Raw genomic sequence first — 26,482 nt, 5'->3', positions numbered from 1 at the left:
TAATTGTGCATTTAATTAATTTCAAGTGAGCCTTCTATGGCGTCTCAACCCATGACTCAATCCGGACACGTTCCGGCCACCGGCGTAAAATCCATTCGCCTGCTGTTCAGCGCCCTGCTGCTGGTGATGCTGCTTTCGGCGCTGGACCAGACCATTGTCTCGACCGCGCTGCCGACGATTGTTGGCGAACTCGGCGGCCTCGATAAGCTGTCGTGGGTGGTCACGGCCTACATTCTGACCTCCACCATCGTGGTGCCGCTGTACGGCAAGTTTGGCGATTTGTTTGGCCGCAAGCGGGTGCTGCAAATCGCCATCGTGCTGTTTCTGGCGGGCTCCGCGCTGTGCGGGTTGGCGCAGAACATGACGCAGCTGGTGCTGATGCGTGCGCTGCAAGGGCTGGGCGGCGGTGGCCTGATGGTGATCAGCATGGCGGCAGTGGCGGACGTGATCCCGCCTGCCGAGCGCGGGCGTTATCAGGGGCTGTTCGGCGGCGTGTTTGGCCTGGCGACGGTCATCGGCCCGCTTATTGGCGGCTTTATCGTTCAGCACACCTCCTGGCGCTGGATTTTCTACATCAACCTGCCGCTCGGCCTGTTCGCGCTGCTGGTTATTGGTGCGGTATTCCACAACACCGGTAAGCGCAGCGAGCACCAGATTGACTGGCTGGGCGCACTTTATCTCAGCATGGCGCTGCTGTGCATCACGCTGTTTACCACCGAAGGCGGCACGGTGCGCGAATGGAGCGACCCGCAGCTGTGGTGCATTCTGGCCTTCGGCCTGGTCGGTATCGCCGGGTTTATCTATGAAGAGCGCCTGGCGTATGAGCCGATCATCCCGCTCTCGCTGTTCCGCGACCGCAGCTTCCTGCTGTGCAGCCTGATTGGCTTTATTATTGGCATGTCGTTGTTTGGCTCCGTCACCTTCCTGCCGCTCTATTTGCAGGTGGTGAAGGACGCGACGCCGACCCAGGCAGGCTTGCAGCTGATCCCGCTGATGGGCGGCCTGCTGGTGACGTCGATTATCAGCGGGCGAATTATCAGCCGCACGGGGAAATATCGCCTGTTCCCGATCCTCGGTACGCTGCTCGGCTTCTGCGGTATGGTCTTGCTGACCCGCATCACTATCACCTCGCCAACGTGGCATCTGTATCTCTTCACCGGCGTGCTCGGCATGGGCCTTGGGCTGGTGATGCAGGTGCTGGTGCTGGCGGTGCAGAACTCGGTTGCGCCGAATCTTTACGGCGTGGCGACCTCCGGCGTGACGCTGTTCCGCTCGATTGGCGGCTCCATCGGCGTGGCGCTGTTTGGCGCGGTGTTTACCCACGTTTTGCAGTCGAACCTCTCGACGCTGCTGCCGGAAGGTGCAGAGATGCCGCGTGGGATGAACCCGGTTGCCGTACATCATCTGCCGGATGCGCTGCGCGCCGATTATCTGGATGCTTTCGGCGCGGCTATTCATGCTGCCTTCCTGATGGCTGCATGCATTATGGTGCTGGCGTTCGTGCTGTCGTGGTTCCTGCGGGAATCGCCGCTGCGGAAGTCGCACCACTGATCTCCGCCGGGAAGTTTCCTCTTCCCGGTTTCGTTTTCTCACGGTTGTGCCAGGATGAGGGAACATTATTGCCGGAGGATCACCATGCCTGAGTCACGTCCGCCTTTCCCCCCGTTTACCCTTGAATCTGCCATCCAGAAGGTCCGCGCCGCGGAAGACGGCTGGAACAGCCGCAATCCGGAAAAAGTCGCGCTGGCCTACACGCCGGACAGCAGCTGGCGCAACCGCAGCGAGTTTGTGGATGGTCGCGATGCCATCGTCGCGTTTCTCGACAGAAAATGGCGTAAGGAGCTGGAGTACCGCCTGATCAAAGAGCTGTGGGCATACACCGACAACCGTATCGCTGTGCGCTTTGCCTACGAATGGCACGACGACAGCGGCAACTGGTTCCGCTCTTACGGTAATGAAAACTGGGAGTTTGACGACAACGGCCTGATGAGCAGGCGTTACGCCTGCATCAACGATATCCCGATTGAGGAGGGGGAACGCCTGTTCCACTGGCCTCAGGGGCGCCGTCCGGACGATCACCCTGGCCTCAGCGCGCTGGGGCTTTGAGGGAATGAGCGGGGGTTTTTCCCCCGCTAACTGACTGCACTTGCCGATATATCTCGCCTACAGTGGTGCCTGACATCTCATAATTCAAAACGATGAAAGGTACGTTTATGCGCAAAATGAACACGTCACTCTGTCTTCTCGCCCTTTGCCTGGGCTTCTCACTGCAGGCCAGCGCGGCCAACGACTGCGGCGTACCGCAGCTCACCACCTGCCCGGCGCCGGTGGATGCCAGACTGCCAGACGTAAAAGATATGCTGACCTGGGACCAGCAGCAGCGCGTGATTGGTTTTCGTAACGACTATCGCTCCTACGCGGGCGACGTGTTTAAGGCCAGCAACCCGCAGCCAATCCCGGTGATGGCGCGCTCGCTCAGCGGTGCCACCTATGAGTATCAGGGCCAGCGCTACGATCTTCAGGATTACATTAAGCGTAACGACGTGACCGGGATGATGGTTATCAAGGACGGCAAGGTGGCGTATCAGTATTACGGCCACGGCAATACGCCGACCACGCTGTGGACGTCGCGCTCAGTCGGGAAATCGGTTGTTTCTACGCTGGTGGGTGTGGCGGTAAAAGAGGGCAAAATTGCTTCGCTGGACGATGAAATCGTCAAATACAACCCGGACGTCAAAGGCACCGCGTGGGAACACGTGACCGTGCGTCAGCTGATGCAGCACACCTCTGGCGTGACCTGGAATGAAGACTACACCAACCCGCAGTCTGACTTTGCGAAACTCACCCAGTGTGAGGCCAACAAAGATACCTACGACTGCGTGAACGCGCTGGTGAAAGATCCGAAACGCCCGGCGTATGCCAAACCAGGCGTTGCGTGGTCCTACTCCTCCGGCGGCGCATGGCTGCTCGGTGACACGCTGGAGAAAGCCACCGGTAAATCCCTTGCTCAGAACCTCCAGGAAAAAATCTGGCAGCCGTACGGCATGGTGCATGACGGCGTATGGCACAGCTACCAGCCGGGTAAACATGATGTGGGCGCGCACGGCTTCAACGCCACGCTGGAAGACTGGGGGAAATTCGGCTTGTTTATCATGAACAACGGCGTATTGCCGGACGGCAGCAAAATGCTGCCGGATAACTGGGTCAAAGATGCCAGAACCTGGAATAAAGCTGACAAATCCGTTTCCGCTGCGCACCCGGACGGCACTTACGGTTACCAGTGGTGGAACAACAGCGTGCCGGCCAACGCGAAAGACGTCAGTCCGAAAGAGGGCCTGGCAAGCCAGGATACCATGTGGGCGTTGGGCATCTTCGGCCAGGTGATTACGGTCAACCCGGCGCAAAAACTGGTGATCGTGCAGTGGTCCGCATGGCCGAAAGCGGAGCCGTCCTTCAGCGCCCAGCCGCTGGAAGCGTCGCTGATGTTTAATGCGATTGCGAATACGCTGGCGAAATAATTTCGCCAAACCGTAGGCCGGACAACAGCTAACGCTGTCCGGCCCGCTTTCTGCCCGGCGGCGCATGGCTTGCCGGGCCTACAACACCCTCAGATGCGAATACGTTGGCGAAATAATTTAGCCAGATTAATGAGGCCAGACACGTAGGCCGGATAAGCGTTAGCGCCATCCGGCATGCATTCTGCCCGGCGGCGCATGGCTTGCCGGGCCTACAAACTGCACCAGGCAATTCCCTCTCCCTTTGGGAGAGGGCCGGGGAGAGGGGAAACATCTCACCTTATTCACCCGTTATCGCGTTTTCGTCTTAACCATTCCTTTTCGTTTTTATCCCCGCCGCAGCAAAATCGCTATAGTCATTTTTCATCCAGGAACACTTTATTAAACAAGGAACTCCGGCGTGAAACTCTCCCTTCCTCATTTTGGCGCACTGCTGCTGGCGGGCCTGCTGCTCGCGGGCTGCGACCAGAAAAGCGATAGCAGTAAACACATCAAAGTTGGCGTGATTAACGGCGCGGAACAGGACGTTGCCGAAGTGGCGAAGAAGGTCGCCAAAGATAAATATGGCCTCGACGTCGAGCTGGTTGGGTTCAGCGGCTCGCTGCTGCCAAACGACGCCACCAACGCCGGAGAGCTGGACGCCAACGTGTTCCAGCATCGCCCGTTCCTGGAACAGGACAATAAAGCGCACAACTTCCACCTGGTGGCGGTCGGCAACACCTTCGTCTTTCCGATGGCGGGCTATTCCCGCAAGATCAAAACCGTTTCGGAGCTGAAAGACGGCGCGACCATTGCCATCCCGAACGACCCGACCAACCTGGGCCGTGCGCTGTTGCTGCTGCAAAAAGAGAAGCTGATTACCCTCAAACCTGGCAAAGGCCTGCTGCCGACGTCGCTCGACATCAGCGACAACCCGCATAACCTGCAAATTATGGAGATGGAGGGCGCGCAGCTCCCGCGCGTGCTCGACGACCCGAAGGTAGATGTGGCGATCATCAGTACCACCTACATCCAGCAAACGGGCCTGTCGCCGGTGCATGACAGCGTGTTTATCGAAGATAAAAATTCGCCTTATGTGAACATCATCGTCGCCCGTGAAGACAACAAAGACGCGGAGAACGTGAAGGAATTTATGCAATCGTATCAGTCGCCGGAAGTGGCAAAAGCGGCTGAAAAGATCTTTAACGGTGGGGCCGTGCCCGGCTGGGAATGAGTGAGTCACCTGTAGCGCAAAGGGCCGGCGGGATGCTGGCCCGCTTTTTTAACACTGGCGCGGATTTTGCAAAATCCAGAAAGCTAATTGTTAAAAACAGAAAGGACCGGAAGTTGAATATCACCGAACTTGGCACGAAATCGGATTTTATTGCCAGCAAACGTCAGCAGCTACAGATGCAATGGAAGCACTACCTGAATACGCTGATTCAGGGCATCACCCTGTCGAAAACCCCGCTGCACCTGACGATGGAGCATTCAGCAGAGAACGCGCTGCGCTTCACGCTGTTTGAGTACTATGCCCTTGAAATCCGCCTGGCGCGGGGCTTCCACACGCAAACGGTGCAGTACACTTTTGAACAGGAAAATGGCGAAGTGGTCATGCTTGGCGAAGCCATGCTGACTGGAGAAGGGCTTATCAACGATCGGATCCACGTTCGCGACCGCCAGAACGTGCTCGAACATTATCTTGAGCTGATCGCCCCCGTCTATGACATGCTTTATCGCGCCACGCAGCCAGATGCCCCTGTCGAACGGCTTGCAGTAGATGTCGAAAACTGTCGAAACGCGTCGAATCTTGTGATGGGATGACGCTTTAACGTCTGCCGGGCCAGCATTCCGCTGACCCGGTTTCTGTTTTTACGAACACGTATAATTGTACGGCCCCGGCTGGCAAGGGCGCAGCCACGACTGAATACGGTCCTGTTCAAAGGTGTACATCCCGCCGGAGAACGGATCGACAATCAACCAGCCAGGCACGCCAAAGAAAATGATATTGCCGAAGGTGTACCAGTGGCTGAAGCGCATGCTCAGCGGCACGAGGGTGGAGTGATACCCTTCAGCTTTTACCGCCAGGCTGTATTCAATCTTCCCAAAGTAGCTGCCATCCGATTTTTTCAGCGTAACCGTCTGCGGTGTGGTGCCCGTCGCCACAATCTGCCCGTGATTATCGGTAATGGTGAAATACGCGCTGGAAGGGGTGCTCTCAACGGTGACCTGTTCCGTGCTGTTGCCGACCAGCGAGGCACAGCCGGTCAGCAGCGGTAGTAACAATAAGACGAGTAATTTTTTCATGCGGGCGCTCCATCGGTGAATACAGTTAAGAGCGACACAATGGGGTGGGGAGTTAAACCGGCAGCGCGGTCATTCTTTCTGCACATGCGCTGCCGTTTATGTAAGAAATTACTTAACCGCAGCCAGCCTTTGTTGAATGTCCGCCAGAGCTCTGTTTGATTCGCGCAACTCTTCAATCAGCCTCTGTTCTTTCAGGCTGTCGGCCATCAGAACAATGCAGCCATCCATCACTTTCACCGCAACAGGGTGCCCGATATTGAATCCTGCTTCGTGCATCCACTTGCCGCAAATCACCAGATTCGGCGTAGTACGATCCTTACTTCGTGGGCGATATCCCACAATGAGCCTGCGTGTGGTTCCGATTACCGAACGGTCTGAGGTAGAATGCTTTTCAGCCATAATCAACTCCTTGATAGTTGGTGCGGTTAGATGCCTGAGAGTGTTCCCGCACTGCCAGGCATCGACAGAAAATAGATTTCATGTGGTAGGTACCATGTGAACATAACCTAGCCTAAGTGGTACCTACCATGCAAGAAAAAAAGAAAGCCGAATTCGACCGTAAAAAAAGCACCATGAAGAACATCCGCTTTGAAGATGAGCTTTTAGAACAGATTGAGAAAGCAGCTGGAAAGGGGAATTTCAGTAAGTGGGTGAAAGAGGCTTGTAAATTTAAACTAGAAAATACTCAGTGAATTGAGGGATGGAAATGCAAAAATATCTGTCTACAAATCGGCATCGTGAATCAACATCGAAGCATTCGAAAATACAAGTTGCACATACACGATTGTTGGCCGCTACACAAAGTGACCGTGCAAGGTTAATTTACTCAGCTGCTTTTAGGCGGTTGCAACAGAAAGCACAGGTCTTTTCATTAGAAAGCAATTCAGCAGTTCGCTCTAGATTAACCCATTCAATTGAAGTTTCTCATATCGGTCGTTATATCGTTGCTACTATTACAAATATGGTAATTAATGCCAGACATATTAAGAGAAATGAAAAAGAGTGTTGGGCGCAGAACAGTCTTGCGATTGCAAATATGGTCGAGATATCATGTTTAGCTCATGATATTGGTAATCCACCATTTGGCCATTTTGGCGAAGCCGCTATCAAGGAATGGGCTACGGCAGAAAATATTAAAATGGCAATTTCTTCGTCTTTTAATTTAAGGAAAAGTAAAAAAGAACTCTCAAAATATGAGTATTTATTGGATGATTTCTCACTTTTTGATGGTAATCCACAAGGGTTTAGAATACTAACAAAACTGCAAGGCGAAGATGGTCTTAATGGACTCAATCTAACATATAGCCAATTAGCTGCGTTTTTGAAGTATACATATAGCCCAAGTGAAAAAGCAAAAGATATGGAGCCGAAACCGCCGTTTAGTAAGAAAATAGGCTATTTTGATTCTGAAAAGGAAATAATTTATAGTACCTGGAACGACCTTGGTATCGAAAGAAATAAAAGGCATCCTTTAAGTTTTTTAATGGAAGCCTCGGACGATATTTCATATTGCATTAGCGATATTGAGGATGGGATAGAAAAAGGAATTATTGACAGAAGAGAATTTGCCGATTTTGTTATTTCTGAACTCAAGCTTGTAAAGTTAAAATATAAAGGGAGGAACAGTATTTGCAATGTTCTTATTAAATCCCTTACTCACAAGGACAAAATATTACCCATCAGCAATTTTCTTTCCTTTAAAACGGTATTGTCTAACTATTTAGTCGAGAAGGTTTCAAGGATTTTTGTCGACAAATATTATGACTACATGGATCTTGGTATTACAAATACATTGATTTCAAAAGAAACAATAGAATATGATTTGCTTGAAACTCTGAAGAAATATACCTCAAAATACCTTTTTACTTCATATGATGCAGAGAAAGTTGAATTATCCGGATTTGCAATAATAAAAGGAATTTTGGATGAATATATAAAAGTTTTATCTCTAACCAAAGATGAATTTTATGCTTTATTGATTAATGATGTAAAGTTTATTAATGAAAAAAATCTTCATATCGAAAGAAGACTTTTTAATAGATTACCAGAAAAGCATTTGAATGCATATAAGGCATCTATTTCTAAGATTTCTGTTCGGGATAAAAATTGGTCAGATAATTATTTTAGTAAAATGTATAATGCTGAGTCTAAAGAAAAAGAATGGCACTTAAGGACACATTTGATCATTGATTTTGTTTCTGGCATGACAGACCAATTTTCAATGGAAGTTTACCAATTGCTGAAAGGGATACATGTTAAATGAATGAGCGTATATCCGGGCATATTAAAATTAATAGACATCCTATTCTTTGGGTCTGTGATCTTATGAATGCCTATCAGCGTTGGAATGTTTTAACCTTGAATGCTGAGTTAACATTTAGTAAATACAGATATAAACCACATTCTTTTGAAGATGATAGGGAAATTTTTAAAATACCTATCCGAGCATTAGACAGATCAAGTCTATTTGATATGTTGATTGATCTTGAGGATGGGCAGGAGCTGTCGCTTAACTCAAACATACATGATTATAATAATGAGTATTATCTTCCGTTGATAGATTTTGGTGGTAAAGACAGCAAGTCGCTGGAGTATTCATTTAGAGAGTTTTGTTCATATTGGAATATGGAATTTCAGATTTACAGTAGCGGAAGATCATATCACGCCTACGGTAATAGACTCTTGACCTATTCTGAGTGGATAAAATTTATGGGGAGTTTATTACTTCTAAATATACCAGGATCTTCTAAAATAATAGATGATCGATGGGTTGGACACAGAATATTAGCTGGGTATTCTTCATTGAGGTGGAGCAAAAATACATCTCAATATAAAAAATATCCTACACATGTTGGTGTTCTTAATTCTTTAGGGTTTCATGATGGGCAAAGCAATGGGAGTACTTTTAACCTATTATATTAAAGGTTTTTATATTAATTTTTTCTTGAAGATAGATATAAGTTTAGATTAAATTTTGGCGGAAGATCACAGGAGTCGAACCTGCCCGGGGCCGCTGGCGGTCCCATCTGGATTTGAAGTCCAGCCGCCTCACCGGAGACGACGACCTTCCGCGCCTCGATTGCTACATGGAGGCGGGCGCATTATAGCTACTTTCAGGCAGTTACCCCACTCTTTGATGTAAATATTTCGCCTGTCTGTGTAGCAAATCATCACCTCTGACATAAACCTCCACAAAATCCGCGAGTTACATTTTTACACATTCTTCGCATGAATCTTATCTGCCCGTTGCAGGTGTTCGACGTAGTCACAGTGCGACGTGCGCGAACGCATCTGGCTGCTGGATGCACCGCCGTTTACGCTGTGATTTGTCTTCTCGTGGGAGAAGGAGGGAGGAGAATATTCGCCAAACGGTTTTGCATGTTCCCCTCACCCTAACCCTCTCCCCAAAGGGGCGAGGGGACAGATCGGAGAGGGTATAAGATCGTGCCAGCCAGGGACTTTTGGCCTCCTCGCCCTCAAGGGAGAGGGGATAGATCGGAGCGGGTATAAAGTTGTGCAGCCAAGGGTTCTGACTCCCTCTCCCGTGGGAGAGGGTTGGGGAGAGGGCATCAGCCTGCATAAAAGCTAAGCCGCATCTCCGCGCGCAACAGGTGCCAGTGAGGCGGCCAGATGCTTCGCTTCCTGCACCAGCGAATCCCGCGAGATTTCCCCGATGGATTTCGCGCCGGTGAGCGTCATGGCCACCTTCATCTCTTTCTCAATCAGGTTCAGCAGATTGGTCACGCCCGCGCGGCCCTGGCTTGCCAGCGCATACAGGTACGCGCGGCCCAGCAGCACGCTGTCTGCACCAAGCGCAATCATGCGCACCACGTCGAGGCCGTTTCGAATACCGCTGTCGGCGAGGATGGCGATATCCCCTTTTACCGCGTCGGCGATGGCTGGCAGGGCGCGTGCGGAGGAGAGCACGCCGTCCAGCTGGCGGCCACCGTGGTTTGACACCACAATGCCGTCTGCGCCGAAGCGCACCGCGTCGCGCGCGTCTTCCGGGTCAAGGATCCCTTTGATCACCATCGGGCCGTCCCAGAATTCACGGATCCATTCGAGGTCTTTCCAGGAAATCGACGGATCGAAGTTGTTCGCCAGCCAGCCGATGTAATCTTCCAGCCCCGTCGGTTTGCCAAGATAGGCGGAGATATTGCCTAAATCGTGCGGGCGTCCGTTTACGCCTACGTCCCATGCCCACTGCGGATGCATCACCGACTGCCAGTAGCGGCGCAGCGCAGCGTTCGGGCCGCTCATCCCGGAATGGGCATCGCGGTAGCGCGCGCCCGGCGTGGGCATATCCACCGTAAAGACCAGCGTGGAGCAGCCCGCTGCTTTGGCGCGCTCCAGTGCGTTGCGCATAAAGCCACGGTCGCGCAGAACGTAGAGCTGGAACCACATTGGGCGCTTAATCGTCGGGGCGACTTCTTCAATCGGGCAGACGGAGACGGTGGAGAGCGTAAACGGAATGCCTTTGGCGTCCGCTGCGCCCGCGGCCTGCACTTCGCCGCGACGGGCGTACATGCCGCACAGCCCGACAGGTGCCAGCGCAACCGGCATGGAGAGCGTCTCATTGAAGAGCTTCGTTTCGAGGCTCAGCTCAGACATGTTCTTCAGCACGCGCTGGCGCAGCGCCACCTCAGAAAGGTCGGCAACGTTGCGGCGCAAAGTGTGTTCGCTGTACGCGCCGCCGTCGATGTAGTGAAACAGGAACGGCGGCAGGATACGTTGGGCAGCGGCGCGGTAGTCGCTGGCGGCTGAAATGATCATCAGTGGTTCTCCCTTGAATTATGGTCGCCGGGCAGGCGGGTGATCCGCGCCTGGCGAGCCCGATCTTCATCAAACTGTTTAATGGTGGTGTGAACGAAGCCGAGGTGCGCCATCATCGCCTGGCGTGCCCCTTCGGCATCGCCCGCCAGAATGGCATCCAGCACCGCCTGGTGCTGTTCGGTGAGCTTCGCGAAAACGGGCGGCACGAGATACATCCGCTGGCGGCTCTGCTTCACGGACGATTGCAGCAGGTCGAAGAACCCGCGCATGGTCTGGAGCAGCACCACGTTGTGTGAGGCTTCGGCGATGGCGAGGTGGAAGCGCACGTCGGCCTGAGAGGCCAGATCCGGATCGTCGCTCAGGGTGGCTTCAAAGCAGAGGCGGATTTTCTCTTTATCGGCTTCGGTGGCGCGCAGGGCAGCATGCCAGGCGGTGCTGGCCTCTATGGCGTGGCGGGCTTCGAGGATATCGAAACTGTAGTCCGGGTCGTCGGCGAGGAGGCTTTTTAGCGGCTGGACGATGTTCTGTTCCGACCAGGGTTCGTGCTGCCAGCGCACGAAGGTTCCGCCGCCGCGACGGCTTATCAGCAGCCCTTCGCTGACCAGTTTCGCCAGCGCTTCCCGCAGCGAGTTGCGGGAGACGCCAAGCTGTTGTGCGAGCTGGCGTTCGGCGGGGAGTCGCATCCCCGCCTCCAGCCCTTGTTCTTCAATCAGCGTCCGCACACGGGTTGCAACCTCGTCTGACAGACGCCGGGGTATCACTATCATGGGATCATCCAGGTTAAGACGTAGGCCTGAAGCGTAGTAATCACGCCCACCATACAGGTGAAAATCAGGCTGTGTTTGACCGTAAAGCGGAACAGGTCAGACTCTTTCCCGACCAGCCCCACCGCCGCACAGGCAATGGCAATGGATTGCGGTGAAATCATCTTTCCGGTTACGCCGCCGGTGGTGTTTGCGGCAACCAGCAGCACGTCTGAAACGCCAATCTGCTGGGCGGCCGTCGCCTGAAGTGCGGTGAACAGTGCGTTCGATGAGGTATCAGACCCGGTCAGGAACACGCCGAGCCAGCCGAGGAACGGCGAGAAGAACGGGAATGCGCTGCCGGTATGGGCGAGCGCCAGCGCCAGCGTTGACGACAGCCCGGAATAGTTAGAGATAAACGCGAACGCCAGCACCATGCCAATGGAGTAAATCGGCAGCGCCAGGTCTTTCAGCGTGTGGCCAAAGGTGACCACCGCATCTTTCGGCTTCATGCGCAGCCAGACCACGGAGAGCAGTGCGGCGAACAGGATGGCGGTGCCGGTAGCGGAGAACCAGTCAAACTTATAGACGGCTGCATACGGCGTAGCTTCGTGAACCACCGGCGGCATGCGGGCGACCATTTTGTCGAGGAACGGGACGGAGATATTGACCACCCAGTCGTACAGCGCACCGCCCGGGGCGAACAGCGCTTTAAACGGTGGCACGCTCCAGATTGTCACCGTCGCGGTCAGGAACAGGAACGGCGACCAGGCGCGAATAATCTGCCCGGCGGTGTATTTTGTACGTGCCAGCGTCATGTCGACCTGCGAAGCGCCCACATCGCCGAAGCGGAAAATACGCACCGGCTGCCAGCGCTTGAGAAACAGCGTCAGGCACACCAGAGACACCAGCGAGGAGATGATGTCCGGCAGCTCCGGGCCGATGAAGTTAGAACTGAGGTACTGAGCAATGGCAAATGACCCGCCTGCGACGATCACCGCGGGCCAGGTCTCCTTCACGCCGCGCCAGCCGTCCATAATCGCCATGATCCAGAACAGCACGATGATTGTCAGGAACGGCAGCTGACGGCCCACCATCTGGCCGATTTCAAAGCTGTCGAGCCCGGTGACCTGTCCTGCGACCAGAATCGGAATGCCCATCGCGCCAAACGCAACCGGGGCGGTGTTCACAATCAGGCACAGGCCAGCGGCATAAAGCGGATTAAAACCAAGGCCGACCAGCAGCGCAGCGGTAATCGCCACCGGTGCGCCAAAGCCTGCGGCCCCTTCCAGAAACGCCCCGAAGGAGAAGCCAACGATCAGCATTTGCAGGCGCTGATCTGGCGTTATCGACAGAATTGATGAGCGGATGATGTCGAACTGCCCGGTCTTCACCGAGATTTTGTAGACGAAAACGGCGGCGATAATGATCCACGCGATTGGCCACAGCCCATAGAAGAAGCCGTAAACCACGGAGGCCAGGGCATGATCCACCGGCATTTTGTAAAACAGCAGCGCGACAACCAGCGCGATGGCGACGGTATAGCTCGCGGCGACGTAGCCCTTCAGCTTGAGCTTAATCAGCGCGAAGAAGAAAAAGAGGATAGGCAGAGCGGCGATCAGGCTCGATAGCCAGATATTGCCCGCAGGGTCGTAGTTTTGTTGCCAGAGGTTCATGCAGGTCTCCAGAGAACCACTCTGCGTTGAGGCAGGTGAATCTGCGTTCAGCTCTGCGTCATACATTATGTAAAAGTGGTCCTGCCAATATTGTGATGTGAGGGTAATGCCAACGAATGGTTAATCATATGTTGCGTTTAAGCAATGCATATGTTTCTTGAGTTGCGGGTTCTGTGAAGGGATGGGCAGATTAGGTTGGGATTGGTAGGGCCAATTTGATGGTGGCAATCTGAGCCCCTCACCCTAACCCTCTCCCCAAAGGGGCGAGGGGACTGAATGGTGCGGCGCTAAGCCCTTTTCCCGGCAGGACGAGGGAACGGAATGGTGCAGCGTTAAGCACTCAGCGCAGGAGGGGCGCTGAATGACAGGGTATTGGATTCCCTAAAGGAGCCAGGAACAAAAAAGGGGTCGGGGGATTGAGTCGGGCAGGTATTTCTCCCTCTCCCCTTTGGGGAGAGGGCCGGGGTGAGGGGGATTTTATCTCCAGCGAAAATCAGAACTCCGTCTTCGCAAACCCGGTCATTTCCTGCAGGCCCATCTCGCGGCCCAGGGCGGTCATCGGGTGAACCACCACCAGACCTCGGACGGATTTCTTCAGCTTGCCCATATCGGCCTGCTCTTTTTTAGTGATGGCGCGGCGGAACGGCAGGTTTGCCAGCTTCTGCGCCTCTTTGCTCAGCTTCTGAGTATGCACTACGCGCAGGCGGGCGATTTCGGTTTCCAGCGTCTCTTTCTCTTTTTCGAGTTCGGCGTACTTCTCGGCATCATCAACCAGAGAAAGGGTTGGCTGCTGGTGGCGGATGGCGTCCAGGCGGTCGCTCAGGCGTTTGATTTCGTTCTTTTCGATTTCTTTCATGGTTGCGGTTTTAATCAGTAAAAGGGGTTCAATGCTCAATAGTATGCGCGGTGAGCGTCGTTCCTGATAGTCAATTATCGCTATTCGAACGATTACGCCGGGCTTTAATGCGCAAGCATCATGCATAAGATATTGAAAAATAAGTTTAATTTGTGAAGTGTCTGCGCGATCGCATTTTTGCCTCTTAACCACACAAAAAAGCACATTTTCCCCAACGTCTGCGAGGGGGGTTGGCCAGTCTTAAAGGAGACAACCGTAAAGGAGGTGTGTGATGGCTAAGTTGGGCGAGAACGTACCGGGAATCCTCGATAAAGCGGTGGATTTCATGGCCTCCAGCCAGGCGTTTATGGAGTACCTGAAAAAATCCCCACGCATTAACCGCGTCCCTGAACAAATTCCGGAGGAAAAAGCCGCACTGTTTCGTGAACGACTGGACTATTACAGGAACCTGTATAAACCGATGTGCGAGCAGGAAGAGAGCGAAAGCGAGAGCTGAACGTATTACTTCTGAAAGGCTTTTTTCAGGCTGATCCGTGAAATCAGCTCTGTGAGGGAGAGCACCATCGTTGAGCGAACCATCTGCTGATAGCGCTGTTTTTGCATGGCGTAGAATTCGGCATCGCTGGTGTCAAAAACGGGCTGCGGCGGCAGGGCGCTAACGCAGTGCAGTTCGCCAAAGGGCCCCAGAATTTCATCGTCGGTGAAAGCGTATTCGCTGCCGTCGTGATTCAGCTCTTCGCGCAGCGCCATCAGCAGCTCGGCGTCTTCGTACTCCGCACGGCTTATCACGCCGAGGCCGTAGATAAGCTTCAGGCGCACCGACAGATCGCCCAGCGGACCTTCGCCGTCCAGCAACGGTTCCACTGCGTATTTCACCGCGTAATCGTCTTTGCGGAAGACCTGAAGCACCAGCATGTTCACCGCCTCGGTTAACAGCTCAACGGCGGCGATCAGAAAGCTTCGTACGGTTTTGCCAGCATTCAGACGCTCAAGCACACGGTTTTCAAAGGCTTGCGTTTGTTCCATTATTGCCTGCATATCTGACAATCTTTTGTTGAGGTGCTGCTCAATGAGCAGCACCGGGTCCTGCATCATGCGCTCGCTTTATAGGCCGCGACCGCCTGAGCGACCACATCGCTGTTGGCATCCAGTCCGGAGACCTGCGCCAGTGCGGCCTGTGGGCCTTTCTCGTCGATAAGCGCAGCCAGTTCCTGTGCCTGCGGATCCTGTTCGCTGCGATAGTGCATCGCGCTGGCAATGCCTTTCACCAGATTGTCGTGCGGCAGGCCGTATTCCAGCGTACCGAGCAGCGGCTTAATCAGGCGATCGCCCGCGCTCAGCTTACGCAGCGGCTGGCGGCCCACGCGCTCAACGTCATCTTTCAGATACGGGTTCTCAAAGCGACCGAGGATTTTCTGGATGTAGGCGGCATGTTTATCGGCATCAAAACCGTAACGCTTGATCAGCACCGCGCCGCTCTCGTCCATCGCGCCTTTCACTACGGCACGGATGTTGTTATCAAGAATGGCGTCGCGGATGGTCTGATGGCCCGCCTGCTTACCGAGGTACGCGGTTATAGCATGCCCGGTGTTCAGGGTGAAGAGTTTGCGTTCCACAAATGCCATCAGGTTATCCGTTAATTCCATGCCGGGGATGTTTGGCAGCGCGCCTTTGAACTGGGTCTTGTCGACAATCCATTCGCTGAAGGTTTCCACGGTCACTTCCAGCGGGTCGTTAGTGGCGGACTCTGACGGCGGCACGATGCGGTCAACGGCGGAGTCAACGAAGCCCACGTGCTCTGCAACCCACGCTTTATCTTCTTCTGCCAGTGCGGCTTCAACGTGGCCCTTCAGCTGCGTGGTACCGCGCACCATGTTTTCACAGGCGATGATGTTCAGCGGCACGTCGTTGCCCGCGGCTTTACGTTTCGCCAGGCCTTTGGCAATCGCCGGCGCGATGCGCTCAAGCACAACCGGGCCGACGGCGGTGGTTACCAGGTCGACCTGGGCAACCAGATCAACCACATCGTCGCCGATGCTGCTGACCGCGTTCACGCCGGAGACGGTCTCCACCTGCTCGTTTTCACCGACCACATGCACCTGATAGCTATGACGCGCATTCAGGGCATCCAGCACCACTTGATTCACATCGGCGAACGTCAGCGTAATACCTGCATCGGCCAGCAGTTTGCCGATAAAGCCACGTCCGATATTACCTGCGCCAAAATGTAATGCTTTCATAGTGTTAACCTTCATCAATGTTTTTACCCGAGAGGGCTCGGGTGAGGGACGGCGAGTGATTCCCCTCACCCGAACCCTCTCCCCGCGCGGAGCACGAGAAGAGGGAGGGAGAACTTACCCGGCTTTGTTACCGGAAATCAGGGCCAGCACTTCTGCAACGCTGTTGGTGGTTGCCAGACGCTCAATAACGGATTCATCGTCCAGCGCGTTGGTCAGGCTGGTGATGACGTGGATGTGTTCGTTATTGCGGGCCGCGATACCAATGACCAGGCGGGCAATGTCGTCCGGCTCATCGCCAAACTTCACGCCATCCGGGTACTGGCAGAATACCACACCCGTTTTCAGCACACGGTCTTTGGCTTCGATGGTGCCGTGTGGAACCGCGATGGACTCACCCAGGTAGGTTGGGGTCAGTTTTTCACGCTCCAGCATTGCTTCCACGTATTCCGGCTCAACATAGCCGCCTTTCACCAGCTGCTCACCGGCGAAGCGGATGGCTTCTTCTTTGCTGAAGGCTTTGCAGCCGAGGAAGATGTTTTCCGCGCCGAGCTTGAACAGATGACTGTCGTCCTGCTCGAAGCTGCCCTGCAGGGTTTCGCGCACTTTCACTTCGTTATCTTCATGACGCTGTGCCGCCACCAGACGCTCGGTCAGGCTGGTGTAGAGGCCGCTGTCGAGGAAGTTGGTCAGCGAGATGTGCTGAGCCTGCGGCACCTGGCGCATTGCACGCTCGGTCAGGTCGCGGTGAGTGATCACCAGGTCGACGTCCGGCGGCAGGTTGTTGATCGCGCTGTTGGTAACGGAGATGTTGGTGAGACCCGCATCCGCGACTTTCTTACGCAGCACGCCTGCACCCATTGCGCTGGAGCCCATACCGGCATCGCAGGCAACGATGATTTTGCGCACGTGGCTCAGATCGTTGGTCACATCGCCCGCCGTCAGCGGCGATGCTGCACCTTTAGACTCGGCTTTCATGTCCTGCATACGACGGGTTGCCGCTTCGATATCGTCTTCTTCTTTTACCTTGCTGGTTTTCAGCAGGATGGAAGAGACCACGAAGGAGACCGCCATGGCTGCAAAGATAGCCGCGATGTTGGCGAAGTATGCGCCTTTCGGGGTCATTGCCAGTACTGCCAGGATAGAACCTGGGGAAGCCGGAGACACCAGGCCACCGTTCAGCACGCTCAGGGTGAACACGCCGGTCATACCGCCGAGGATAACGGCCAGGATCAGACGTGGGTTCATCAGCACATACGGGAAGTAAATTTCGTGGATACCGCCCAGGAAGTGGATGATAGCCGCGCCGCCTGCGGACTGTTTCGCGCTACCGCGACCGAAGAACATGTACGCCAGCAGGACGCCCATACCCGGACCCGGGTTCGCTTCAATCAGGAAGAAGATGGACTTGCCGAGGTCATGAGACTGCTGAATGCCCAGCGGCGAGAAGATACCGTGGTTGATGGCGTTGTTGAGGAACAGGATTTTCGCCGGTTCAACAAAGATGGATGCCAGCGGCAGCATGTCGTGGGCAACCATGAAGTTAACGCCCGCCGCCAGAAGTTTGGACAGCACTTCAACCGCAGGACCAATGCCGAGGAACGCCAGAATGGCGAGGATCATCCCGATGATACCGGCGGAGAAGTTGTTCACCAGCATTTCGAAACCGGACTTGATCTTGCCGTCTACCCAGACGTCGAAGCGTTTAATCGCCCAGCCGCCCAGAGGACCGGCGATCATCGCGCCGAGGAACATCGGCATATCGGCGCCGACGATAACGCCCATGGTGGTAATCGCACCAACCACGCCACCGCGGTCACCGCCAACCAGACGACCACCGGTATAACCGATGAGCAGCGGCAGCAGATAGGTAATCATTGGGCCGACAAGCTTCGCCAGCGTTTCGTTTGGCAGCCACCCTGTTGGAATGAATAACGCGGTAATGATACCCCACGCGATAAACGCGCCGATATTTGGCATTACCATGTTGCTGAGGAAGCGACCAAAGCTTTGCACCTTGATCTTGAAATCGGATGACATAACAACACCCCTTCTTATGTGTTTGCTGACGCGCGGGAATGAAGCCCGAGGTTTCTTGTTAATTGGCGGCGGAAATAGCCGGACCCTGTAGATGATGCGAAATCTGGCACTGAATCGATAAACTGTCCAGCGCGCGCCCCTTGGTGTGATCTAAGTCACGTTAATATAGGGTGTCATGCCGTAATTGAAGTGATCATCGTCACAAAATGGGTGTGTAAAAAAAGTACTAAGCGCAAAAAATCGCCCCGACAAGGCTGTTAATGTGATGTTAATCACATTTATGCGGCGATGCTTTGTTGTTAATGTGTGACTGGAATCACAATATATTTTCATCCGGAGAACGCCGATTGTGACCCGGCGCAAACTCTTCTCCGCACCGGGCAACGCCTTGTAACTCCCTTACAGTGCCTCGTTTTTTATTCTTCACCCGATTGTTGGCATAAAGATGACAATTTCACTGCCAACCCGAACCTGCCAGGTCATACTGAAGGATTCTCTTTTTGTTGGCGAAAAGGACAGAGTGATGAAACTGATTGGCAGCTATACCAGCCCGTTTGTGCGCAAGATTTCCGTTCTCCTGCTGGAGAAGGGCATCGCGTTCGAGTTTATCAATGAGATGCCGTATAACGCGGTAAACGGCGTGGCGAAGTATAACCCGCTGGGGAAAGTCCCTGCGCTGGTCACCGACGACGGCGAATGCTGGTACGACTCACCGATCATTGCGCAATACATTGAGCTACTGGATATTGCGCCTGCGCTGGTGCCGCGCGATGCCAAAGCCGCGCTGCACGTGCGTCAGCTGGAGTCCCTTGCCGATGGCATTATGGACGCCGGGCTGGTTTCAGTGCGCGAACAGGCGCGCCCGGCGGCACAGCAATCCCCCGACGAGCTTCTTCGCCAGCGCGAGAAAATCAGCCGTGGTCTGGACGCGCTGGAAGGATTTGCCGCGGACGGTACGCTGAAAGCCGATGAGCTGAATCTGGCAACCATTGCCGTCGCCTGTGCCGTGGGATATCTCAATTTTCGTCATATCTCGCCGGGCTGGTGCGCCACTCGACCGCATCTGGTCAGGCTGGTGGAAGCCCTCTTCCAGCGCGACAGCTTTGCCCGCACCGAGCCGCCTAAAGCCTGAAGTGAAGGTTTCCCTCTCTTTCCGGAGAGGGAGCCAGCCCTCTTTTATATTCATAAAATGAATATAAACATTATTGTTTATGTATGATCTTTCTTAATGAAAACGCACCACGCAAGAATATATTTTCCCGGCTGATTGTCTTTTAAGGTGATTTCCCTTCGTTATATTGTGGGTGATTTTGCTTATATAAGAATTTTCATGCTCAATGGTTAAATATCACATTGCGAATAATCTTAAGGCTAAATGAGTTTGGCTTTTGGGCCTGTTTTAAAGCCGATAAAGATATTCCAAATAATGTCTGAGTGTGTTGAAATGTGCCGTGAGCGTACAAAATAAAAACAGCATAACAAAATATCTATCAGGATTTCAGGATGAAAGCGTTTCGCCTGCTGGGGGCTTTATTGGTCGTCAGCCAGCCCGTGTTTGCAGCCCCTTTGTCACCCGCTGACAGAGACACTATCGATCAACAGCAGCAGCAATTATTGCGGCAGAACCAGCAACAGCGAGAGTCGCTGGAGCGCGCCACGCCCATTGTCCGCCCGGCAGCGCCGGTACTGCCTGCCACGCCATCGGGGCCCTGTTTTACCATCCAGCGCATAGTGCTGGATGGCTCTACGCTGATAGACGAACGCCAGCAGCAAAAATTAGTGCAGCCCTGGCAAGGCCAGTGCCTGGATATGGCACGAATTAATGAACTCACTAATAACGTTTCCGACTGGTACATCAGCAGAGGATATATCACCAGCCGCGCTTTTCTGACCGAACAGGATTTACGCTCAGGGGAATTACGCTTAGCCATTCTGGAAGGAAAGCTTGAGAAGATCCGCATGGACGGCGCGCCAGAGCGCGAGCTGAAAATGGCCTTCCCGGGTCTCCAGGGCAAAATTCTTAACCTGCGTGATATTGAACAAGGCATGGAGCAAATTAACCGCACGCGCACCACGCCTGTTCAGATTGAAATATTGCCGGCTGATAAGCAGGGCTGGTCTGTGGTGCATCTGACCGCCACGCCGGAATTTCCCCTTTCGGCCTCCGTGAGCTTCGATAACAGTGGACAAAAAAGCACGGGCGTCGGGCAGATTAACGGCGGGCTGACCGGTAACAATTTGCTGGGTCTGGCCGACAGCTGGTTCGTCAGCGGCGGGCGCAGCAGCGCGTTTTCGCATTCAAAAGATGCACAAAATTTTGCGGCGGGCGTCAGCGTACCCTACGGCTACAGCCTGCTGGATTACAGCTACAGCTGGAATAACTACCTCAGCACTATCGATAACAACGGCTACCTCTGGCGCTCGAGCGGCGATACCGAAACGCACCGCGTGAATCTGTCGCACGTGCTGTTCCGTAACGGTGATATCAAAACGGGCGTCTCCCTGGGCCTGAGCCACCGCATCAACCGCAACTATCTCGACGATGTTCTGCTGGAAAGCAGCAGCCGCAAGCTCACCAGCCTGCTGTTTGGCCTGAACCACACCCAGAAGATGTTCGGCGGCGTGGCAACCTTTAACCCGACCTTCAGCCGCGGTATGCCGTGGCTCGGTGCTGAAAGCGACGGCAGCAAAAACGGTGATTTACCGAAAGCGCAGTTCCGCAAATGGAGCCTCAACGCCAGCTTCCAGCGCCCGGTGGCTGAAAATCTGTGGTGGCTGGCGAGCGCCTATGGGCAATGGTCGCCGGACCGCCTCTACGGCAGCGAACGTATGACCATCGGCGGCGAAAGCTCGGTGCGCGGGTTTAAAGAGCAAACCATTTCCGGCGATAACGGCACCTACTGGCGAAACGAACTCAACTACACCCTGTTCACGCTACCGGTCATCGGCCAGGTCAGCGCGCTGGCGGCCCTCGACGGCGGCTGGCTGCACTCCGACAGGCTGGATCGCTATTCCGCGGGCACCCTCTGGGGCTCGGCCGCCGGACTCAGTACCGCCAATGGCCACGTTTCCAGCGCGTTCACCGTTGGGCTGCCTCTCGTATACCCGGACTGGCTCGGCCCGGATCACGTCACTGTTTACTACCGCGTTGCCGTCGCGTTTTAAGGGATTATCGTCATGAATCAGCCTCCCGTTCGCTTAACTTACCGTCTGCTCAGCTACCTGGTGAGCGGCCTGCTCGCCACGCAGCCTTTGCTGCCCGCCGTTGCCGCCACGCTGACGCCAACGGGCAATACCTCCACGGATAAAGCGGCGAACGGCGTGCCGGTCGTGAACATTGCCACGCCGAACGGAGCCGGGATTTCGCACAACCAGTTTAAGGACTACAACGTCGGCAAAGAGGGGCTGATCCTCAATAACGCCACGGGCAAGCTCAACCAGACGCAGCTTGGCGGGCTGATTAGCGGCAACGCTAACCTGAAGACGGGCAAGGAAGCGAAGGGCATCATCAACGAAGTGACCGGCGGCAACCGTTCACAGCTTCAGGGCTATACGGAAGTGGCGGGTAAAGCGGCGAACGTGATGGTCGCCAACCCGTACGGCATCACCTGTAACGGCTGCGGGTTTATCAACACTCCTCAGGCCACCCTGACCACGGGGAAACCTGTCTTTGACGCCAGCGGCAATTTACAGGCGCTGGACGTGAAAAAAGGCAGCATCACCATTGAGGGGCAAGGGCTGGATGCCAGCAGCAGCGATGCGCTGTCGATCATTTCACGCGCAACCGAAGTGAACGCCGCTATTCATGCTAAGGATTTAAAAGTGGTTGCCGGGGCCAACCGTGTTGGCACAGACGGCAGCGTGCAGGCGCAGCAGGGCGAAGGCAACGCTCCCACGGTGGCGGTGGATACCGGTGCGCTGGGCGGGATGTATGCCAACCGTATTCATCTGGTGTCCAGCGAGAAGGGCGTCGGGGTTAACCTCGGCGACCTGAATGCCCGCCAGGGAGACATCACCCTCGATGCCAATGGCAAAATCACCGTGCACAACAGCCTCGCCAGCGGGGCGCTGTCCGCCAAAGGTGAAAGCCTCGCGCTGACGGGGGATCATAAAGCCGGTGGCACTATGTCGCTGAGCAGCCAGGTTGACATTGCCCTGAGCAACGGCTCGCTGAACAGCGACGGCGACCTCGTACTGACCGCCAGTGGCACGATTTCGCACGCCGGTGAAAAGCTGACCGCCGGACGCGATGCAACGCTTACCGCGAAAAACATCAGCCAGGATGCCGCCAGCCAGATTAACGCTGCCCGCGATATCGCGGCTAAAGCCAGCGATACGCTGCAAACGCAAGGGCAGATGACCGCCGGGCAAAACCTGACGATAAGCGGTAACACCCTGACCCAGGACGGCAAGCTGCTGGCGCATAACAGCGCTCAGCTGAATGTCGGCACGCTGAATAACAGCGGCTCCGTTCAGGGGGCTTCCCTGAGCGTGGGCAGCTCCATGCTCAGCAATTCGGGTTCCCTGCTGAGCGGCGGCAATCTGACCGTCAGTACGAAAGATTTTACCCAAAGCGGCAGCACCGGCGCGAAGGGCAAAGCGGACATCACCGCCAGCGGGAAGCTGACCAATACCGGCTCGCTGGTGAGCGACGATGCTCTGGTGCTGAAGGCGCAGGATGTCGCGCAGAACGGCGTGCTGTCCGGTGGTAAAGGGCTGACGGTCAATGCGCAGACCCTGGCCTCCGGCAAAAATTCGGTGACGCGCAGCGACGCCGCGATGACGCTGAATACCGCCACGGCGACGCTGGACGGCGAAACCAGCGCGGGTGGCGATCTTCAGCTTCAGGGCGACAGGCTCACCACAGCGGCGAGCGCACAGCTTCAGAGTGGCAACAATCTTAGCCTCAGCGCGCGGGAAGCCACTCTGTCGGGAACGCATGCGGCACAAAAAGCCATGACGGTGAACGCCCGCGAAAAACTCACCCATAGCGGCAAAAGCAGCGCGGCATCGCTCAACCTCAACGCGCCCGAACTGACTAACAGCGGCGTGCTCGTGGCTTCCAGCCTGAACACGCAGTCGCAAACTCTCACCAACAGCGGCCTGATGCAGGGCGAAAGCGCATTGCTGATTGGCACACAAAAGCTGGATAACCAGCAGAACGGCACCCTCTACAGCGCCGCAAATCTGACGCTGGAGATTCCGGACATCCGCAATAGCGGGCTTATCACCAGCGACAAGGGTTTAACGCTAAGCACAGGCTCTCTCAGCAACCCGGGCAAAATCATTGCTGACACGCTGAACGTCAAAGCGACCATGCTGAACGGCGACGGCCTGTTGCAGGGAACCGGGGCGCTGACGCTTGCCGGTGATACGCTCTCGCAGGGGAGCAACGGGCGCTGGCTGACGGCGGGCGATCTCTCTCTCAGCGGGAAAACGCTGAATACCGCCGGGACCACCCAGGGGCAGAACCTCACCGCTCAGGCGGATAGCTGGACCAACAACGGCTCCGTGCTGGCAACCGGCAATCTCAACGCTACGCTGGGTGCCTCTCTGCTCAACAATGGCGATCTGATGAGCCAGGGCAATGTCGGGCTGAACGCGCCCCTGCTGACCAACCACGGCAGCATCCTCTCGTCAGGTGAAATGTCGCTCGCCGGAACAACCTTCACCAGCGACGGCACGCTTCAGGGCAATACGCTTTCACTGCGCCAGAGCAGCATCGACAACAAAGGATCGGTTATTGGCCTGAACGGCCTGGCGTTAAACAGCACTGGCGCGTTGAACAACAGCGGAGACCTGCTGAGCCAGAAATCACTGACGCTGAACGCAGGAGACGTGACCAACAGCGGTCGGCTTCAGGGGCAGAACATCATCTTAGACGGCAGCAGCCTCAAGAACAGCGGTGCGATTCAGAGCGCACTCGATCTGGCCCTGACCCTGAGCGGCGACGTTATCGCCGCCACCGGCAGCAAAATCACCGCCCTGGGCGACGCCCGACTGACCGGCAAAGCGCTGAGCAACCAGGGATTAATCAGTGCGAAAACGCTGGAGGTGAAAGGCGATTCGCTCAGCAACGGCGGCGAAATCAGCGGCGTCAACGGCCTGAACGTGGCGCTCAGCGGTAACCTGCAACAGCAGGGCAAAATGCTGACCGGCGGGCTGCTTAACGTCAGCGCAAAAGACATCAGCAACAGCGGGCAGCTTCAGGGCGCTGATACCCAAATCAGCGCCAGCTCGCTTACCAACAGCGGACGCGTGCAGGGCGACAGCGGCCTGACGCTCACCCTGCTGAATGCCCTGACCAACCAGGCCAGCGGCGTGCTGCTCAGCCAGAACGCATTAAGCCTCACCGCGCCCGTGCTGACCAACGACGGCACCATTCAGGGCAACGGTAAAACCACCCTCAGCGCGGCAACGCAGGCCCGCAACGGCGGCAAAATTCTCTCCGGTGGCGATCTGACCTTCACCACGCCAGACTACAGCGGCAGCGGCTGGCTCCAGGCCACTAACCTGGTGCTGAACGTGGCGAAACTTGCCAGTAACGGCACCGTGATGGCGGCGAACCAGGCGACGCTCACCGGTAACAGTTTGACCAACGGCGGCACCTTCCAGGCCGCACAGCTAAACGTCAACGCGCAGACCATCACCAACACCGGCACGCTGCTCGGCAATCAGGGTTTGACGCTCAAAGGGAACAGCTTTAACAACGCGGGCGGGAAGGTGTTCAGCGGCGGCGATATGCTTGCTGAAATGGTCTCGCTCAGCGGCGCAGGCCAGCTGGTGGCGCTCGGCAACCTGACGCTGAAGCTCACCAACGGCTTCACCACCCAGGGCGTTATCGCCGCGAACAAGCAGCTGGCCATCAGCAGCCAGGGCGATATCACTAACGGAGCCACATTGCAGGGCAACGGCATCACGCTGAACGCGGCGGGCAAGCTGACCAACAACGGGCAGCTGACCGCAGGCAGCGGCACCACGGCGTTGAGCGGCAGCCAGATTGCGATGAACGCCAGCGGCAGCCTGCAGGCAGGCGGAGACGTCAGCCTGACCAGCCGGGGCAATATCACTCTCGGCGGTTTTACCGGCACGGCGGGCAGCCTGGCGTTAACGGCGGCCGGGTCGATCGTTAACACCGCGCTGCTGTATGCGGGCAACAACCTTTCGCTGTTTGCCAACAGTATCCAGAACCTGCGTGGCGATATGCTGGCGGGCAATAACCTGGTGATGCAGAAAGATGCCAGCGGCACGGCGAACGCCGAGGTAATCAATACCTCCGGGAATATCGAAACCACCAACGGCGATATCACGATTAAGACCGGCCATTTGCTGAATACGCGGGATGGGTTGACCACGAAAACAACGCAGATCGATGGTGCACAAACTATTCCGGGCATGGGTGATGCGACGATTAACGTCGATATCAGTCAGCTTGCTGACGGTACTTACGGCATGACCAGCCGGGTGGCAGAAAGACAGGTTGGGCCGTGTAATGGTCATGGAGCCTGTAACTATATCCACTGGAATCAATTCTATTACGTGATGTATGCCGATTCGGCAGAGCAGAAATTTATCAATAGCCAGACGCGAACTGACGTTACCAGCAATGGAGGTGCATCAAGAATTGCCTCCGGCAAAAATCTCACTATTAATGCAGGTTCACTGGAGAATTTTGCCAGCAATATTCTGGCAAATGGCGATGTCAGCCTGACAGGGAACACGCTCAACAACCAGAGCTGGCAGTCCGGTACGGTCACTGACTGGTTCGTTTATCAGTACGATTCACGTCGATATGGCTACGCAGTCGAGCCTGGTGGACGTTATCCGACGGACGGGAATAATTATCACGATGTTATGCCCGAAAACACGTCTATTGCTTTTACGCTTCAAGGACATGACTCAAGTACAGAACTTGGCGAAATCTTCCGCTCCGTCATCCAGGCTGGTGGCAATGTTATCGCCAATTTTGCCAGCGATATCAGCAACACCAACACCACAGCCAATGCAGGCAAAATCAGTAACACCATCGCCGCCCCGAACCTCAACACGCCTTCAGCGCAAAACATCGGCGGTGGCGCAAGCCAGCAGGCGCTGGCGGATGCCGGAACCCAGGCCATTACCGGTCCGGACTGGAAAGACACCACCGCCAGCCAGGCTATCGGCGGCGGCACGGGGCTGGCTTCAGGCGGTATGGATGGCAACTATCCTCTGCCTTCCGGCAACAACGGCTACTTTGTGCCGTCGACCGATCCGGACAGCCCGTATCTGATCACCGTTAACCCAAAACTTGATGGTCTGGGTCAGCTCGATCCGTCGCTGTTTGGCGATCTGTATAAGCTGCTCGGCATGAACCCGG

The 26,482-nt window shown here is 55.3% G+C and carries 21 protein-coding genes and 1 tRNA gene; 12 read left to right on the top strand and 10 right to left on the bottom strand.

Going from position 1 to position 26,482, the window contains the following annotated elements; all coding sequences use genetic code 11:
• Positions 1-36 precede the first annotated feature (36 nt).
• The 5 genes from RTU33_RS19295 (at position 37) to RTU33_RS19275 (ending at position 5,318) form a co-directional block, all read left to right on the top strand.
• Positions 37-1,551, top strand: coding sequence for an MDR family MFS transporter (locus tag RTU33_RS19295; protein ID WP_312629514.1), 1,515 nt, complete (start codon positions 37-39; stop codon positions 1,549-1,551).
• Positions 1,552-1,635: 84 nt separating this feature from the next.
• Entirely contained in the window at positions 1,636-2,106 is a 471-nt protein-coding gene (locus tag RTU33_RS19290) for a nuclear transport factor 2 family protein (RefSeq protein WP_312629512.1), read from the top strand.
• Between the two features lie 107 nt (positions 2,107-2,213).
• Positions 2,214-3,518 carry a serine hydrolase gene (locus RTU33_RS19285; RefSeq protein ID WP_312629511.1) on the top strand — a complete coding sequence of 435 codons (1,305 nt, stop codon included), beginning with the start codon at positions 2,214-2,216 and terminating at the stop codon, positions 3,516-3,518.
• A gap of 397 nt (positions 3,519-3,915) precedes the next feature.
• A complete protein-coding gene (gene nlpA, locus RTU33_RS19280) occupies positions 3,916-4,728 on the top strand; it encodes a lipoprotein NlpA (protein WP_312629510.1) in 813 nt (270 codons plus the stop codon).
• Positions 4,729-4,841: 113 nt separating this feature from the next.
• On the top strand, positions 4,842-5,318 hold the full coding sequence (locus RTU33_RS19275) for a transcriptional regulator (protein ID WP_312629509.1): 477 nt from the start codon (positions 4,842-4,844) through the stop codon (positions 5,316-5,318).
• A gap of 48 nt (positions 5,319-5,366) precedes the next feature.
• Here RTU33_RS19275 and RTU33_RS19270 read toward each other — a convergent pair whose 3' ends face one another.
• Both RTU33_RS19270 and RTU33_RS19265 read right to left on the bottom strand, forming a co-directional pair.
• Positions 5,367-5,801, bottom strand: coding sequence for a hypothetical protein (locus RTU33_RS19270; RefSeq protein WP_312629508.1), 435 nt, complete (start codon positions 5,799-5,801; stop codon positions 5,367-5,369).
• A gap of 108 nt (positions 5,802-5,909) precedes the next feature.
• A complete protein-coding gene (locus RTU33_RS19265; protein ID WP_312629507.1) occupies positions 5,910-6,200 on the bottom strand; it encodes a SymE family type I addiction module toxin in 291 nt (96 codons plus the stop codon).
• Between the two features lie 128 nt (positions 6,201-6,328).
• On the opposite strand from RTU33_RS19265, the gene RTU33_RS19260 reads away from it, so the two are divergent.
• Genes RTU33_RS19260 through RTU33_RS19250 form a run of 3 tightly spaced genes read left to right on the top strand, consistent with a single transcriptional unit; the run spans position 6,329 to position 8,723 of the window.
• Positions 6,329-6,493, top strand: coding sequence for a YlcI/YnfO family protein (locus tag RTU33_RS19260; RefSeq protein ID WP_312629505.1), 165 nt, complete (start codon positions 6,329-6,331; stop codon positions 6,491-6,493).
• Between the two features lie 14 nt (positions 6,494-6,507).
• The gene (gene dgt / locus RTU33_RS19255; RefSeq protein WP_312629504.1) at positions 6,508-8,064 is read left to right on the top strand and encodes a dGTPase; all 1,557 of its coding nucleotides are present in this window, start codon (positions 6,508-6,510) and stop codon (positions 8,062-8,064) included.
• On the top strand, positions 8,061-8,723 hold the full coding sequence (locus tag RTU33_RS19250; protein WP_312629502.1) for a hypothetical protein: 663 nt from the start codon (positions 8,061-8,063) through the stop codon (positions 8,721-8,723). Before dgt ends, RTU33_RS19250 begins: the two co-directional genes overlap by 4 nt.
• Before the next feature lie 53 nt (positions 8,724-8,776).
• On the opposite strand, the gene RTU33_RS19245 is transcribed toward RTU33_RS19250, so the two are convergent.
• The 5 genes from RTU33_RS19245 to RTU33_RS19225 all read right to left on the bottom strand — a co-directional run bounded on the left by RTU33_RS19245 (position 8,777) and on the right by RTU33_RS19225 (position 13,849).
• Positions 8,777-8,871, bottom strand: a tRNA-Sec gene (locus RTU33_RS19245).
• Between the two features lie 515 nt (positions 8,872-9,386).
• The gene (lldD, locus tag RTU33_RS19240; RefSeq protein ID WP_312629500.1) at positions 9,387-10,574 is read right to left on the bottom strand and encodes an FMN-dependent L-lactate dehydrogenase LldD; all 1,188 of its coding nucleotides are present in this window, start codon (positions 10,572-10,574) and stop codon (positions 9,387-9,389) included.
• The gene (gene lldR / locus RTU33_RS19235; RefSeq protein ID WP_312629499.1) at positions 10,574-11,341 is read right to left on the bottom strand and encodes a transcriptional regulator LldR; all 768 of its coding nucleotides are present in this window, start codon (positions 11,339-11,341) and stop codon (positions 10,574-10,576) included. Before lldR ends, lldD begins: the two co-directional genes overlap by 1 nt.
• Positions 11,338-12,993: an L-lactate permease gene (gene lldP, locus RTU33_RS19230; RefSeq protein ID WP_312629498.1), complete on the bottom strand. Its 1,656-nt coding sequence runs from the start codon at positions 12,991-12,993 to the stop codon at positions 11,338-11,340. The genes lldR and lldP overlap by 4 nt, the downstream gene beginning before the upstream one ends.
• Positions 12,994-13,486: 493 nt before the next feature.
• Positions 13,487-13,849 carry a YibL family ribosome-associated protein gene (locus RTU33_RS19225; RefSeq protein ID WP_312629497.1) on the bottom strand — a complete coding sequence of 121 codons (363 nt, stop codon included), beginning with the start codon at positions 13,847-13,849 and terminating at the stop codon, positions 13,487-13,489.
• Between the two features lie 271 nt (positions 13,850-14,120).
• On the opposite strand from RTU33_RS19225, the gene RTU33_RS19220 reads away from it, so the two are divergent.
• Entirely contained in the window at positions 14,121-14,345 is a 225-nt protein-coding gene (locus tag RTU33_RS19220; RefSeq protein ID WP_312629495.1) for a hypothetical protein, read from the top strand.
• Positions 14,346-14,350: 5 nt separating this feature from the next.
• Here the strand turns inward: RTU33_RS19220 and mtlR are convergent, their stop codons facing one another.
• The 3 genes from mtlR to RTU33_RS19205 all read right to left on the bottom strand — a co-directional run bounded on the left by mtlR (position 14,351) and on the right by RTU33_RS19205 (position 18,126).
• On the bottom strand, positions 14,351-14,941 hold the full coding sequence (gene mtlR, locus RTU33_RS19215; RefSeq protein WP_312629534.1) for a mannitol operon repressor MtlR: 591 nt from the start codon (positions 14,939-14,941) through the stop codon (positions 14,351-14,353).
• Entirely contained in the window at positions 14,941-16,089 is a 1,149-nt protein-coding gene (gene mtlD, locus RTU33_RS19210) for a mannitol-1-phosphate 5-dehydrogenase (protein WP_312629493.1), read from the bottom strand. Before mtlD ends, mtlR begins: the two co-directional genes overlap by 1 nt.
• A gap of 114 nt (positions 16,090-16,203) precedes the next feature.
• Positions 16,204-18,126, bottom strand: a complete 1,923-nt coding sequence (locus tag RTU33_RS19205; protein WP_312629492.1) for a PTS mannitol transporter subunit IICBA — start codon at positions 18,124-18,126, stop codon at positions 16,204-16,206.
• Positions 18,127-18,649: 523 nt separating this feature from the next.
• Here RTU33_RS19205 and RTU33_RS19200 point away from each other — a divergent pair.
• The 3 genes from RTU33_RS19200 to RTU33_RS19190 all read left to right on the top strand — a co-directional run.
• Entirely contained in the window at positions 18,650-19,258 is a 609-nt protein-coding gene (locus RTU33_RS19200; RefSeq protein ID WP_312629491.1) for a glutathione S-transferase, read from the top strand.
• 371 nt (positions 19,259-19,629) lie between these two features.
• Positions 19,630-21,291 carry a ShlB/FhaC/HecB family hemolysin secretion/activation protein gene (locus tag RTU33_RS19195; RefSeq protein ID WP_312629489.1) on the top strand — a complete coding sequence of 554 codons (1,662 nt, stop codon included), beginning with the start codon at positions 19,630-19,632 and terminating at the stop codon, positions 21,289-21,291.
• 12 nt (positions 21,292-21,303) lie between these two features.
• On the top strand, positions 21,304-26,482 hold a 5,179-nt coding region (locus RTU33_RS19190), incomplete at its 3' end, for a filamentous hemagglutinin N-terminal domain-containing protein (protein ID WP_312629487.1).

Origin of the sequence: Scandinavium sp., from assembly GCF_032012665.1 — a bacterium.
GTDB lineage: Bacteria > Pseudomonadota > Gammaproteobacteria > Enterobacterales > Enterobacteriaceae > Scandinavium.
Note: the sequence above shows the minus strand (reverse complement) of the source record. Positions and strands in the feature narration are given on the sequence as shown.

Excerpts from the sequence above, each read along its gene's own strand:
- RTU33_RS19295 (WP_312629514.1), top strand. The coding sequence starts at position 37 with ATGGCGTCTCAACCCATGACTCAATCCGGACACGTTCCGGCCACCGGC.
- RTU33_RS19290 (WP_312629512.1), top strand. The coding sequence starts at position 1,636 with ATGCCTGAGTCACGTCCGCCTTTCCCCCCGTTTACCCTTGAATCTGCC.
- RTU33_RS19285 (WP_312629511.1), top strand. The coding sequence starts at position 2,214 with ATGCGCAAAATGAACACGTCACTCTGTCTTCTCGCCCTTTGCCTGGGC.
- RTU33_RS19270 (WP_312629508.1), bottom strand. The coding sequence starts at position 5,801 with ATGAAAAAATTACTCGTCTTATTGTTACTACCGCTGCTGACCGGCTGT.
- RTU33_RS19265 (WP_312629507.1), bottom strand. The coding sequence starts at position 6,200 with ATGGCTGAAAAGCATTCTACCTCAGACCGTTCGGTAATCGGAACCACA.
- RTU33_RS19260 (WP_312629505.1), top strand. The coding sequence starts at position 6,329 with ATGCAAGAAAAAAAGAAAGCCGAATTCGACCGTAAAAAAAGCACCATG.
- dgt (WP_312629504.1), top strand. The coding sequence starts at position 6,508 with ATGCAAAAATATCTGTCTACAAATCGGCATCGTGAATCAACATCGAAG.
- RTU33_RS19250 (WP_312629502.1), top strand. The coding sequence starts at position 8,061 with ATGAATGAGCGTATATCCGGGCATATTAAAATTAATAGACATCCTATT.
- lldD (WP_312629500.1), bottom strand. The coding sequence starts at position 10,574 with ATGATCATTTCAGCCGCCAGCGACTACCGCGCCGCTGCCCAACGTATC.
- lldR (WP_312629499.1), bottom strand. The coding sequence starts at position 11,341 with ATGATAGTGATACCCCGGCGTCTGTCAGACGAGGTTGCAACCCGTGTG.
- lldP (WP_312629498.1), bottom strand. The coding sequence starts at position 12,993 with ATGAACCTCTGGCAACAAAACTACGACCCTGCGGGCAATATCTGGCTA.
- RTU33_RS19225 (WP_312629497.1), bottom strand. The coding sequence starts at position 13,849 with ATGAAAGAAATCGAAAAGAACGAAATCAAACGCCTGAGCGACCGCCTG.
- RTU33_RS19220 (WP_312629495.1), top strand. The coding sequence starts at position 14,121 with ATGGCTAAGTTGGGCGAGAACGTACCGGGAATCCTCGATAAAGCGGTG.
- mtlR (WP_312629534.1), bottom strand. The coding sequence starts at position 14,941 with ATGCAGGACCCGGTGCTGCTCATTGAGCAGCACCTCAACAAAAGATTG.
- mtlD (WP_312629493.1), bottom strand. The coding sequence starts at position 16,089 with ATGAAAGCATTACATTTTGGCGCAGGTAATATCGGACGTGGCTTTATC.
- RTU33_RS19205 (WP_312629492.1), bottom strand. The coding sequence starts at position 18,126 with ATGTCATCCGATTTCAAGATCAAGGTGCAAAGCTTTGGTCGCTTCCTC.
- RTU33_RS19200 (WP_312629491.1), top strand. The coding sequence starts at position 18,650 with ATGAAACTGATTGGCAGCTATACCAGCCCGTTTGTGCGCAAGATTTCC.
- RTU33_RS19195 (WP_312629489.1), top strand. The coding sequence starts at position 19,630 with ATGAAAGCGTTTCGCCTGCTGGGGGCTTTATTGGTCGTCAGCCAGCCC.